Genomic DNA, 13,829 nt, shown 5'->3' with positions numbered 1-13,829 from the left:
ATAACGTTAAATGTGTAAAAGTAATGTTAATAAGCTTGATCCGCACACACTAAAAACGTAATTTAAGTGCAAAGTACGTTAAAACGTAGCCTACTCACGGAGAAAACAGAGTGACACATAAAATTAACACATCACAGTTAGGCCCTATCGCGAAACGCTCACTTTTAGGTGTTGCTATCGCCTCTGCCCTACACGCACCAGTTGCATTCTCACAAGACGCTGACACTCAAAATGTAAACGATGCACCCGTTGAAGTTATTGAAGTCCGCGGCATTGTTAGCAGCTTGAAAAGAGCAATGTCTGACAAAAAGGAAAACCTGGCTGTTTCAGATGGTATCGCAGCAGAAGATCTGGGTAAATTCCCGGACTTGAACGTTGCGGAGTCACTGCAGCGTATCACTGGTGTTTCTATCGACCGCAATGGCGGTGAAGGCCAAAAAGTTACGGTTCGTGGTTTTGGCCCTCAATTCAACACCGTACTTGTGAACGGTCGCCAACTGGCTACAGATGATGCAGGCCGTGCATTTAATTTCGACGTACTTGCTGCTGACCAAATTACTGGTGCTAACATCTATAAAAGTGGCGTTGCAAATCTTCAGTCAGGAGGCATCGGCTCAACCATCAATGTTTCAACTGCACGTCCGTTTGACTATGATGGTTTCCAAGCAGTAGGTAGTGTTAAAGGTGTTTATGAAACACTATCAGAAGAAACCTCTCCTCAGGCTTCATTCTTGGTGAGTAACACATTCGCCGATGACAAATTCGGTTTACTTCTTGCGGTCTCTCACCAAGAGCGTCAAGTTCAAATTAACCGTATCCAAACAGCGGGCTGGCGTCCAGGCCTAACGTTGTCAAACAGGAACGACGGTGTCATCGCTTCAAACGTTTACCTTCCTCGAAACTGGGATCAGGTTGTTGACCAGCAAGATAGAACTCGTACCAATGCGTCGCTTGTAGCGCAGTTCGCACCATCTGACGATGTCACGATTACCTTAGACGGTTTTGTATCGAAATTTGAAGTGGATTCACAAGTAACCGACCTAGCGTCTTGGTTTGAGCCAGACCGCGTAGGTTCTGCCACTATTTCTGAGTTTGGTACGGCTGTACAATTTACGCAGGAAATTGACCTACACCAAGGTAGCGGTAATCCAGCATCTGACTTCGTATCGTCTACCCGTGGTGTACGTGATGTTACCAACAAAGGGTTCGGTTTAAATGTTGATTGGCAAGTAACTGACGCCCTTTCAGCAACGTTCGATGTATCAACATCTGAAGCGGAAAACGACGTTGCTGGCGAAGGTCGCTTTAACGTTGTAGGTATTATTAACAACTACGAGTTTGACAGCACGGGTGGTACACCTACTGTAATTCACGATGGCTTTGGCAATGGTCAATTACCTGATATTTCGCTAAACCGCCTTCACTATAATGACTTAGGTAACGTTGTTGCGTCTGAAGACGAAGTAACAGAATACAAAGCTGACTTCACTTACCTAGCTGATTCTGACGTTTTCCGCAAAGTTGACTTCGGTATTTTGCGTTCAGAGCGTGAGAAGTTCGTCTTCCAAGAGTTTGCATCACAATGTGCATTCTGTGGTTATGGCACAGCAGCGCCAATCGATGAGCTGAACATTCGTCCGTTCACCGCGAACAACTTCTTTAGCGGCCTGATTGACACGTGGTACACGTACGATGGCGATGCATACCTAGATTACCTTGCTTCTCAAGGCGCGCCAGTAGTACCAACGCTTCAACCTAACTACTACAACATCGAAGAAGACGTGACTGCAATTTATGCAAACTTCGAGTTTGGTTATGACATCGGTGATATGCCGTTAACCATGAACTTTGGTGCTCGTTATGAGGAAACCAGCGTTGCTGTGTCAGCGGTACAGGCATTTGTTTCAGATATTGTTCCAACTACTGACTTAACCTTATTCTCCAATGTATTCGCCCCAGCAGAAGAGATTACGGGCACATCGTCGTACGCTAACCTTCTACCTAGCTTGAACGTTAAATTAGAAGTGCAGGAAGATATGATTGTGCGTTTCTCGCGCTACGATTCTTTGACGCGCCCTACGATGTCACAGATGTCTCCAGCTACCACTTTTGGTGAGCCTCGACGTCAGAACCTTCAAGCAAGCGGTGGTAACCCTGATCTTAAGCCATTTAGCGCTGAAAACTGGGATCTATCGTTTGAATGGTATTACAGCGATGATTCTGTATTCTCGTTTGCAGTATTTAGCAAAGAAGTAGAAGACTTCATTGTTACACTTTCAGGCAACGAAACTTACGCGATGACAGACCGTCTTGCAGGTGACTTCCGATGCGCAGCAGCAGACTGTGCACCTGGTGTATCGCTTGACCCACAAAATCCGGACCGCGACGTAGTGGCTGACACTGAAGAGCTTAATGGTGCGAGCGAAGTGTATACCGTTACTCGCCCTCAAAACGGCGAAACAGCAACAGTTAATGGCTACGAAGTAGCGATTACCCACGTATGGGACAACGGCTTTGGTGTAACCGCTAACGCAACTGTAGTTAACAGTGATGCAGAAGTATCTGGCGATACAACGCAGACGTTTGCGCTAGCAGGTCTGGGTGATTCACAAAACCTTATCGTGTTCTACGAGCGCGATGCGTTCCAGGCACGTGTAGCGTTTAACAACCGTGAGTCGTTCCTATTTGCACTAGATAACACTGAAGTTGGCGGCGCGACAGGCGAGCCAATTACTACTGAAACTTACGGTCAGTGGGATGTAAGTGCTAGTTACGACATCAACGAGTACCTAACAGTATTCGTTGAAGGTATTAACGTGACTGAAGAAGAACTTACGCAAGTAGGCCGCTTCCCAGACCAAATTTACTCAATTGAAGACAACGGTGCCCGCTACTCTGTAGGTATCCGAGGCTCTTTCTAAGATTTGTGTGTGTTTTGGCAGGGGTAAAACCCTGCCATTTATCCATAAACCTATTGGCAAAACGAGTACGTTTATGGATAAATGTAGAAAACAGTCATAATTCCATTTAAGCAGTGTTGTTTCATGAACCATTCATCTCATACATCTCAAAAACAGCGTATCGTCATTGTTGGTGGCGGCACCGCTGGCTGGCTTACAGCCGCTATCGTCGCGGCTAAACACAAGGTAGCAGCGGGTGAATGTGGCTTAGACATAACTTTAGTCGAATCCAGTGACATTCCTACTGTCGGCGTAGGTGAAGGTACGTGGCCAACAATGCGCAACACGCTAAAAGACATTGGCCTTTCTGAAAAAGAAGTATTCAGACGCTGCAGTGCTGCATTCAAGCAGGGCGGTAAATTTGTTAATTGGGTAAATGGCGACGGTGACTTTTATTACCACCCTTTTACCGTTCCGCTAGGCTATGGACGTGTTGAGATGGCCCCCTACGTAGGCGATATTGCAAATTTTGCCAACGCCACTAACTTTCAGCAGCACGTCTGTGAGCGCAACATGGCGCCTCGCACGCTTAATGAACAGGAATACAGCAGCGCGCAGTCTAACTATGCGTACCATTTAGATGCTGGTGCATTTGCTGACATGTTACGAGACTTCAGCAAAACGGAGCTAGGCGTTAAACACATTGTCGCCACGGTAGAAAACGTAGCCGCAACCTCAAACGAACATATTGAAAGCGTTACCCTTAACAACGGCATGGCTCTGAAAGCTGATTTATTTGTCGACTGTTCTGGTTTTCGCTCACTATTGCTTGGCGAAACCCTCGGTGAAAGCGTTGTCTCCACAGACGATGTGCTATTTAATAACTCTGCACTTGCCCTTCATGTACCCCACGAAGAAGACTTCGAAATAAAGCCCTATACCCAAGCAACAGCGCAAGAAGCAGGCTGGATTTGGGATATTGGTTTATCTTCTCGAAGAGGTGTAGGCCATGTTTATTCCACCGAATTTACTACCGACGAACGAGCGGAAGAAGTATTGCGTGAGTACGTGGGTGACAAACACGGTGATTTAAAAGCGCGCACAATTCGCTTTAACTCTGGTTACAAAAAGCGTATTTGGAAAGGCAACTGCATTGGCGTGGGTCTTTCCGCAGGGTTTGTAGAGCCATTAGAGGCAACAGCCCTAATGCTTATCGAGATTTCAGCACGTTATATTGCAGAGCAAATGCCATTGCCAGAATCAGCGATGCCTATCGTTAGCCAGCGCTTTAACAAGCAAATGAACTATCGCTGGCAGCGCATTATCGACTTTTTAAAACTCCATTATATTTTCAACCAACGCAGTGAACCTTACTGGGTTGCCAATCGCGATGCGGCTTCTATCCCCGACTCTTTAAAAGAAGATTTGGAAATTTGGAAGTATCGCGGCCCTCAAATTGCTGATTTTTCAGCGGCAATAGAGCTTTTTCCTGCCGCCAGCTATCAGTACGTACTATATGGAATGGGATTTTCTCCAGACTTTTCTTTGCAGTCTCATTTCTACAACGACCGTGACCTAGCTGACAAGGTCATCCAGCAAAATCAGCTAATCACGCAGCAAAAACTGAGCAGCTTACCTAATCACCGCGACTACATTGAGCAGTGGTTAGCAAGCTAACGAGAACTATAATATGCCAACATTTGAAACCTTATCGGCTGATACCCACAGTGCTCTTACTATTGATGAGAGCAAGCTTGCTAGTACTTATTCGAAATTTCATCTTCTCAACATTGAGATAAAGGAGGCCGTTCAAGCATCTAGTGACTTCCCTCTGTTTTTCAGTAAATCTACTGAAGCACAGTATTGGACAATTTCGGCCCTGTGCGGCCTAGCTCCCCAAGAAAACGTGTTTGAAACACAAGGTACATGGCTTGGTCACTATGCACCGCTTAGTCTTCGCACCTTACCTTTTATCGTACGATTGGGAAATGATGCTCAGCAGCAAGAAGTATTAGTTGATGTCGACTCGCCAGCTGTTTCTTCTCAGAACGGTGAAGCACTTTTTTTACCTTCCAAGCGCCCTACTGCATACTTAGATAATAAAAAGAAATTGCTAGAAGAACGCGTTGCCGCCATGCAGCAAACCGCTGTAATGATGAATCAAATTAGCGAGATGGGGCTTATTCATACCGTTGACTTGATTATAGAGTACAAAGACAACACCAATCAGCGTGTAGGCGGGCTAGCTACGGTGAATGAACAACGCTTGCAAAGCCTTACGGGTGAAGAGCTGGCTAGTTTGAATCAAAAGGGCCTGCTCAACGTGCTTTTCAATATTCTCGGCTCTATTTTGCAAGTGAACCGCGTTATTCGTCTTCATAACACTAAATTCCCTGATCGCGCTGTAAACAACATTAAGTTCGAAACCAGCAAGTCATAACTGTCCTCTAGGAGTAAAACATGTTTTCCAGCACTATTCAGGTGTCTGTTTTTGTCTTTGTGACTGCTTTAATTGGTTTTCTAACCTATTTAAGTTGCCGCGGACAAAATAGAAATGCACAAAACCAAAACCGCGAATACTTTCTTGCAGGCGGTGGTCTAGCTTGGTATTTCGTTGCAGGTAGTATTACGCTCACCAACTTAAGTACCGATCAGCTAGTAGGGATGAACGGTAACCAAATGGCCTTGTTAGCCCTATGGGAACTAGCAGCCGTCGTAGGCCTTTTCGTACTGGCAAAAGTATTTCTGCCTGTGTACTACAAGTTCAAGTGTACAACCACAACAGAACTACTAGAGCAGCGCTATCACGACAAGCATATCCGAGCAGTAATTAGTGCTTTGTTTTTCGCCGGTAGTGCACTCATTTTCTGCCCAGCGGTAATTTATTCTGGGTCATTGTTCATGCAGTCTATGTTTAACGTTGAACTACCGCTTATGTACATTGCGGTTATCTTTGTTATCGTTGGCGCCCTTTACGCTATCTTCGGCGGTCTACGAGCTGTTGCTGTATCTGATACCTATTCGGGCGTGCTTCTTTTAACTATGGCCGTACTGGTGGTTATTCTGGCGCTTCAAGCCATCGACTATAACTTTGATGGCATTCCGCAGGAGCGCCTTACGTTAATTGGCGATGATGAATCTCCGATCCCTTGGCATACCTTGCTTACCGGTATGATTTTCATTCAAATGTTCTACTGGGGAACTAACCAGGTTATTACTCAGCGCGCTATGGCGGCCCCCTCATTAAAAGAGGCACAAAAAGGTGTATTCGCTGCAGCCGGCATCCGCTTGCTTATTGTACCTGCCATTATTGTTATTCCAGGTATCGTTTCATACAAGCTATTTGGAGATATTGGCGATAGTGCTTACGGAAAAATTGTTGCCACGGTATTGCCCGATTGGCTTTCTGGCGTATTCGCAGCGGCCATGGCAGCTGCGGTATTAACCACATTCAACAGTAACTTGAATTCAGCCACGGCGCTCTATGTGTGCGACATTCACGAAAGCTATATTAACAAAACACCTAATGTGTCTAAGCTAAGTGGCTACGTGACTATTTTATTGTGCTTAGTATCGCTAGCACTAATCCCCGTATACCAACAAGCTGATAGTATTATTAACCTAGTGCAGAAGCTTTACGGTCTATTAAGTATGCCTATTCTTTCGGTATTCATTGTTGGCCTACTGTTTAGAAACGTGCATGCGTTTGCGGCCATTGGTGCAGTGTTGTTCGGCGTTTCCATTTATGCATTAATGAGCTTTGAAGCTTCACCTTTATATGCACCGTTTGGCCTTCATTATATACACCTTATGTTTGCAACCCTTATTGGCTGCGTAGCCTTTGCGCTTATTGTTAACCGCGTGGTGTTTAACCAAAAGGCAGAGTTTTCGTTAGAGCTTTATAAAAAAGAAGCCTAACAAATTAGTAACATGTCGAATAAGGATGTCTTTTGACATCCTTTTTTGTTTTTAACAATTAATATTGTCTATATTTTACAACTATTGGTCAGACTTCATTTCCTTCACAATGCAGACTACCATTGAAAGTAAAACGTTTACCCTAAAATTGTAGAATAGGTATAGTTAACGTGATTTAATATACAAAATTATGGCGTAAGAAGACGCTGCTTACGTTGTAAAAAAGTTGTATCACCACCTAATTTACGTTTTATTAACGCTGAGGTTTTTATGTCGTCACTTTCTCAATTCGTACGCCTGTCGAACGAAAAAGTCACCTTAATATTCGACTGTCAGGGTCGTATGCCAAAAGTCATTTACTATGGTGCGCCATTAAGTGACAGCACAACGCCTGAAATGCTTAGCGTTTTAAACACACGCCAAGAAGCTAAGTGTGCGCCAGTAATCGAGCCACCCATTACTTTAGTACCAACCCATGGTGAAGGTTGGACAGGACAGCCAGGCCTGGAAGTTTCCGGTGATGCGGACCAGTGGTCAGCAGGCTTTAGCTTAGTAGAGATAAATGAAGACGCTCAATCGGTTGCCTTCATTGCTGAAGATGCGCATCGCGGTATGCGCCTTATTACAACTGCCGAACTCGATGCAGATACCAGTGTGGTTAAATACGTTTCTCGTATTGAAAATAGTGGTGATACCCCACTTAACTTAAATTACCTAAATGCCGCTAGCCTTCCACTTCCTACAACGGTGAGTAAAATTAAAACATTTGAAGGTCGTTGGTCTGCTGAATTTCAAACCAAAGATCACGACCTCTTCTTTGGAAGTTATGTACGTGAAAATCGCCGCGGCAAAACCTCTCACGACACCTTTCCTGGCCTGATTGCATTCCCTCAAGGAACGGGTGAACTAAACGGTGAGTGCTATGGTTACCACCTTGGTGCCTCAGCAAACCATAAGCTTCGCGCAGAGCTAATGGCTGACGGTAGAAGCTATGTTCAGTTCGGTGAATTACTCTTCCCGGGTGAAGTGGTACTTAATGCCGGAGAAAGCTATACGTCGCCAGTGCTATATACTGGCTATGGCTGTGAGGGTTTTTCTTCACTGTCGCAACAGTTTCACAATTTCATTCGCAGTAATGTGCTAAACCATACCGCTGAATCAAAGCCTCGCCCAGTGCACTACAACACATGGGAAGGAATCTATTTCGACCATAACGAAGATGAGCTTAAAGCTTTGGCTGATAAGGTAGCGCCGCTAGGTATTGAGCGCTTCGTTCTAGACGATGGTTGGTTTAAAGGCCGCAGAAACGACAAAGCTGGGCTTGGTGACTGGTTTGTAGATGAAGCCATCTACCCAGAAGGACTAGATGGATTAATTGACCATGTTACTGGTCTTGGCATGGAATTCGGCATTTGGTTTGAGCCAGAAATGGTTAACCCAGATAGCGACTTATATCGCGCGCATCCTGAGTGGGCACTTCAAACTGAAAACAACCCTCATGTGCCATTCAGAAACCAATATGTATTGGACTTAACCAACCCTGAAGTGGTTGAGTACCTGTATAAAGTGATTACTGATGTACTGAAAGCCTATCCAAAAATAAGCTACATCAAATGGGACATGAACCGCGACGTAAACCATCCAGGAAATCTTCACGGTAAACCTGCTATGCACGGTCAAATGGCTGCACTGTATAGTTTAATTGACCGCGTTAAAGCGGCCAAACCAGGCATTGAGATTGAAAGCTGCTGTTCAGGCGGTGGCCGTGTAGATTTGGGTATTTTGCCACATACAGACCGATTCTGGACGTCAGACTCTAACGACGCACTAGATCGTTTGTACATTCAGCGCGGCTGTTCTTACTTCTTCCCATCAGAAGTAATGGGCGCCCACGTAGGCCCGCGCGATTGTCATATTACGGGTAGAAACCTACCTATCGAAATTCGCTCAGCGGTGGCGTTGTTTGGTCACATGGGCATAGAAATGGACCCACGTGAACTAACAGATCACGAACAAAAAGTGCTCACCAATGCTATTGCGCTTTATAAGAAGTATCGACATATTACCCACGGCGGCGACCTATTCCGAATGGACGATGACGGTATGAACGTGAAATTTGGTTATGTGTCGAAAGACAAGCAGGAAGGCATTTTTGCGTATAACAGCGTTACAGAAACCGTACGCACCACGCCGAACCGTTTCTACTTTGCGGGGCTTGATGCTAACAAGCAATACACCATCGAACGCGTATGGCCTGAAAAGCTAAAAGAATACACCCCGTCTATTTTGCAACAAACAGACGGGCAAGTGTTCTCTGGCGAAGTGTTAATGAAATACGGTATGCAGCTGCCGGTACTTTTCCCTCAGACAGCGTTAATTTATACCGTTAAAGCGCTTTAGCGCATAAACGCTTAGATTAAAAGATGCGAAAAATCGAGCTTTGCGGTGCTACACCGCGGCTCGTTTTTTTATTGCCTTATTAATTTTTTTAAGGATCTTTGAAAACCGTTCGTCGTGCTCACCGTCTAGCAAATTAACCATGCGCTGTGCTTCATCTATTCTATTGGCATTTAAGTAAAGTTCCGCCAAACGCAGCTGCGCCCACTTAGTTGACGGCAGGCTTTTTCTATCTATGTTGGTAGTGGCATAGTCTTCTAAATATCCTTCTAGTGCATTAATGCCGACAGTCGTATATTTGCCGCTTTCAACCGCAACCTGCCCTAAGCGATATTTTCCATACAGTAGATTGCTTTTGGTTTCCTGATAAGCCTCCCATGCTTCGCTTTCTTTCTTTTCCACTTCGGCTATTTCAACATCTGCGAGGGGGGTCAATATGTCATACGAAGAGGCATACTGTTTATCACCCAGATAGAAGCTGCCTAATTCAACGCGCCCTCGAATTTGCGTAGCTTCATCTTCAATTAGCTTTTCGAATACAGCTTTAGCCTCTGTCTCTTTACCGTCTTCCAGATAAACTCGAGCGAGCGCAAACTGACCCTCAGTAGCATCTAGCTCAGCAATCTTTTGCGTAAGCTTTACCGCTTCATCCATATCGCCACCAGCAATAGATGGCGCCATTAAATGAAATTGCATTAACGCTTGGTACACCGCGATATTGTCAGGCGCAATCTCAACCGCTTTTTCTAGGCTTTTCTTCGCTTTTTTGGCATAGCCCAACGCGGAAAAAATACTGCTGGATGCCTGCGCTCCCATCACGCTTGCATGCATATGGTAGGCTTTAAAATTGTTACCGTGCACATGTATGAAATCCTCAGCGGCCTCTTCGGCTTCATCTAAATCTATATTCATTAGCGCTGAAATAAGCATATTGTACTGTTTCGGTGTCTTATTCTTTAAGGGCTGAAGAGTCTCAACAATTTTTGAAAATTCACCACGCTCAAAACTTTGTTTTAGCGCTTCATCCTGCGCAGTTGTGTTTTCAATAGCAGCACGCTCATCTTCATTAGCGTAAGCATAGGGGGAGGAAGCAGGGGTTAAAAACGACACCGTACACAACGCTATTGCAGCAAGGTTGCTTATCTTCATTTCAAGTCCTTATGTATTTAAATAGGTAACAGCATTGGTCAAGCAATGCCGAAAGGAAATGCTAAAAATCTACGTTAAACCAGTAACATGTGAATTTCTGCGCAAATATGTAACAAGAAATAAAAAAGGGCGCGTAGCGCCCTTTTGAATCGTTATTTGCCCTGCATTTCTAGGCCTAATGCCCATCGGTCATCAAAGCCTTTCCACGGTTCAGGTTTCTTGCCATCAATCGGCTCTTGTGCACTAGAGCCTTCAACGTTCAGAAGTTCACAAGCGTCAGACATCGCTTTTACATGACAGTTCATAAGTGCCAATGCAAAGTGCTCATTTATGGCGTTAAGCTTTTGCACTTCCCAAGCCGGTTCAATGTAGCTGCCTAAATCAAACTCACTGTTGTAAGCTTCTTTGGGAGCTGGGTGTGGGGCAACATTATGACGGGCGTTTTTAACTGTAAGGAGTTTGGAATCTTTACTGCCGGTGTTATCAAATAACCACTTAATACCCTCGTAACCGGAAATATCATCGTTATCACCAGCTACATAAAGAATAGGTACAGAAATATTGTTTAACGACGCTACATCAAAGAGCTGGTGCTGCCCCCCCCATGGAGCAAGTGCCAGCGCAGCTTTCCATGCCGGTAATGTCGCTTCAGGAGTGGTGTTTCCACCCGCACACGTGTTCAACGCTTTCTTCACTGACGGTATAGTGGCTGGCTCTTGTGTTCCCGTGAACGTTGCAGCTTGATTTTCGTTGAACGCATAACACCCGCCAACAGTACTCACTGCACCATACCCACCCATTGAATAACCTATAATTCCCGCCTTTTCAGCATCCACGCTATCTTTGAAAAACGCATGAGCCTCAATACTTTTTAGTGTGAAGACTTGGTCACGTGAACGATTCAAAAGCGTACTCGGAAAGCCCGAAAAAGGATTTACAGCGAAGTCGACATCTTTATTGGTTGAATCGGTATGATCAATAGCAGCTACCACGTAACCGTGGGAAGCTAAATGCTCTCCTAGGTAATACATCAGCGTGCGATACCCTGTGTACCCATGCGATACAACGATAACCGGATATCGAGAATCGTTTTTTGCAACAGGAGCATCTCGATAGGCATCTCCCTGAATTTCGAACTCTTGGCCGCTTCGCGTCTCGTTGATATAAACAGCTGTGGCATCTCCCTTTTCAGACGGATACCAGACCTCAAGAGTTAACTCACGTTCGCCAAGTTCACCCACTACATTTTTGGCTCCATCTGGATATGAAACTCGCAGCGTTTTCACACCAACATTAAACGAACCTGATTCGCTGAGCGATGGCATGACATCAGAGGGAAAGGGTTTGTAGAGTTTTTGAGCGGAAAAGGCTGACGTAGACGCAAGAGCGGCAATGCCAAAAAACAGGGATAACGTTTTCATATTTAAGGTGGCTTTGTAAGATTTATAACAAAACTAATAATACCCCTTCATAAGGTCTAAACAAGAATAACGACATTTAGAATGGTAATTAAGGTGAATAAAAAAGAATGATAAAAAGGGCAAACGTATAACCTTCAACACAAATAACTATTTAGAAAAGTATCAGAAGAATTAGGCGTGCTAGAACGAATCTGCGCTTAAGTGGTAATTACAACGGTATGTGATATGTTGACTTACACGAAATTCAACAATGCACCACTTAACAAACGCCAATGATGAAAATAATAAGAATACTTTTAGTGATGTGTGTATCTCTCGCTTTACTGCTATCGCTTTTGATTTATTTTACCACCTACCACCCTAGCGAGATTGAAATACAGGAAGTATATAGCCCAAAACAAATCCCAAGAATCCAGCCAGGCCAAACAATAAAAATAATGAATTGGAACGTGCAGTTCATGGCTGGAAATCACAACAATCATTTTTTTTACGATGATGGCACTGATCCGTGGCCGAGCAAAGAGAGCATAGAACAGACCCTAGATGGTATTGCCCGCGTCATTCAACAGCAAGCCCCAGATATTGTGTTATTGCAGGAAGTGGACGATGTTGCAAGCAGAACGCATAGGCAAGATCAAACACAAGCCCTGCTATCTCGACTTCCCGACTATACGGCGTTTACCCAAACTTTTTACTGGAAAGCCGCTTATGTACCGCACCCCGATATAAACGGACGGGTAGGTATGAAACTGGTTGTGCTCTCAAAATACGCATTGAGCCAAGCAACGCGGATAGCACTTCCGGCCATAACTACAGATGACATACTTCGCCGTCAATTTAATTTAAAAAGAGCTATGCAACAGGTACATCTACCAATAGAAGGTGGTGGAGAGCTTGTGGTTATTAACACCCATTTAAGTGCATTCGCTAAAGGTAGCAATACTATGACTTTGCAGGTTGCAAAAGTCATGGAGCAGCTAACTTCACTTGGTTCAGATGCACATTGGATAATAGGCGGTGATTTCAACCTGCTCCCTAATGACGCAGCCATAGCAAGCTTTACTGAACAGCGAAGCCATTACAATGAACAGGGCACGGAGTTAACGCCACTCATAACAACATACTCATCCATTCCCTCGCTAGAGAACATCCAGCGTGATCCTGAGCCTTGGTTTACTTATATATCCCCTAGCAGCCCAGAAAAGCTACCTAGCCGGACTATTGACTATATTTTCTACTCACCGACGTTAGAAAATACGCATGGCAACGTGTTGAGAGGCGAAGCATTAGCGCTGTCTGATCATTTGCCCATTGTCGCGTCGTTCAAGCTATAAAAAATGGCCACGTTATCGCGCATCTACACAAGCGAAAAGATGATCAGCATTTGAGGTTGTTATAATGGACTATGCTGAAGAATATACGAACAGTGAGAAACTTAAGCGAACCATTCTAGGTTTACTCTTAGCCGCTTTTGTTGTTGTGACACACAACAAGTGGGTGTTCCCCTACATTTCTTGGTACGCCGCTACCGCTCACTGTCATTCATTGTTTGATTATTCCGGCATTATGGTTGTTAGGCTCTCGGTCTTTGTTGGTTTACCGCTTATCGTCGGCCTGTTATTTTTTAGTATTTTTGCCCCCATTGGTTACCAAGGGCTCATGCATAGTCAATTTCCACCACCAGGTGCGAAAGTATACAAAAAGACCAAAATACTGCGAGGTAGCCGAGCAAGGATCAAATCAGGTTGTATTTTGGCTGTCCCAGTTTTGTTCTTAGGGCTCGCAATCTGGGGCTATTTTCAAATGCAAAGCATGCCTCCTGTAGACATAGAGCAGTTGGATTTTAGTGTCTGTGAAAACAATAGTATTGATGCACAATCTTGAGTTTTTACAACAGAGGTATAGTGTGTTTTATTCGTAAACGATGAGTAATATCAATTCAATCCTGCTTGTAATTCATTATAAAATTTTGTACTACAGCGCTTTTAGTAAGCCTTCTATCTTTCCAACAAAAATCTTCCTTTAACGAAAAAAAAAGAGCCTG

At 44.5% G+C, this 13,829-nt stretch carries 9 protein-coding genes; 7 read left to right on the top strand and 2 right to left on the bottom strand.

Annotated elements, in window-relative coordinates; genetic code table 11:
* Positions 1 to 110: 110 nt before the first annotated feature.
* The 5 genes from BK026_RS15795 (at position 111) to BK026_RS15775 (ending at position 9,218) form a co-directional block, all read left to right on the top strand.
* Positions 111 to 2,921: a TonB-dependent receptor gene (locus BK026_RS15795; RefSeq protein ID WP_256253858.1), complete on the top strand. Its 2,811-nt coding sequence runs from the start codon at positions 111 to 113 to the stop codon at positions 2,919 to 2,921.
* 123 nt (positions 2,922 to 3,044) lie between these two features.
* Positions 3,045 to 4,577: a tryptophan halogenase family protein gene (locus tag BK026_RS15790; protein ID WP_071816705.1), complete on the top strand. Its 1,533-nt coding sequence runs from the start codon at positions 3,045 to 3,047 to the stop codon at positions 4,575 to 4,577.
* A 13-nt stretch (positions 4,578 to 4,590) separates the two neighbouring features.
* Positions 4,591 to 5,340, top strand: a complete 750-nt coding sequence (locus BK026_RS15785) for a SapC family protein (protein ID WP_071816704.1) — start codon at positions 4,591 to 4,593, stop codon at positions 5,338 to 5,340.
* Between the two features lie 20 nt (positions 5,341 to 5,360).
* Positions 5,361 to 6,818: an SLC5 family protein gene (locus BK026_RS15780; RefSeq protein ID WP_071816703.1), complete on the top strand. Its 1,458-nt coding sequence runs from the start codon at positions 5,361 to 5,363 to the stop codon at positions 6,816 to 6,818.
* Between the two features lie 270 nt (positions 6,819 to 7,088).
* A complete protein-coding gene (locus BK026_RS15775) occupies positions 7,089 to 9,218 on the top strand; it encodes an alpha-galactosidase (RefSeq protein ID WP_071816702.1) in 2,130 nt (709 codons plus the stop codon).
* A gap of 48 nt (positions 9,219 to 9,266) precedes the next feature.
* Here the strand turns inward: BK026_RS15775 and BK026_RS15770 are convergent, their stop codons facing one another.
* A complete protein-coding gene (locus tag BK026_RS15770) occupies positions 9,267 to 10,364 on the bottom strand; it encodes a lipopolysaccharide assembly protein LapB (RefSeq protein ID WP_071816701.1) in 1,098 nt (365 codons plus the stop codon).
* A 152-nt stretch (positions 10,365 to 10,516) separates the two neighbouring features.
* Positions 10,517 to 11,785 (bottom strand): dienelactone hydrolase family protein, encoded by a 1,269-nt coding sequence (locus BK026_RS15765; RefSeq protein ID WP_071816700.1) that lies wholly within the window; start codon positions 11,783 to 11,785, stop codon positions 10,517 to 10,519.
* A gap of 272 nt (positions 11,786 to 12,057) precedes the next feature.
* Between BK026_RS15765 and BK026_RS15760 the strand changes: the two genes are divergently transcribed.
* Together BK026_RS15760 and BK026_RS15755 are read left to right on the top strand one after the other, a co-directional pair.
* A complete protein-coding gene (locus tag BK026_RS15760; RefSeq protein ID WP_083575104.1) occupies positions 12,058 to 13,119 on the top strand; it encodes an endonuclease/exonuclease/phosphatase family protein in 1,062 nt (353 codons plus the stop codon).
* A gap of 64 nt (positions 13,120 to 13,183) precedes the next feature.
* Positions 13,184 to 13,669: a hypothetical protein gene (locus BK026_RS15755; RefSeq protein WP_071816699.1), complete on the top strand. Its 486-nt coding sequence runs from the start codon at positions 13,184 to 13,186 to the stop codon at positions 13,667 to 13,669.
* Positions 13,670 to 13,829 lie beyond the last annotated feature (160 nt).

Origin of the sequence: Alteromonas sp. V450 (genome assembly GCF_001885075.1) — a bacterium.
Lineage (GTDB): Bacteria > Pseudomonadota > Gammaproteobacteria > Enterobacterales > Alteromonadaceae > Alteromonas.
Note: the sequence above shows the minus strand (reverse complement) of the source record. Positions and strands in the feature narration are given on the sequence as shown.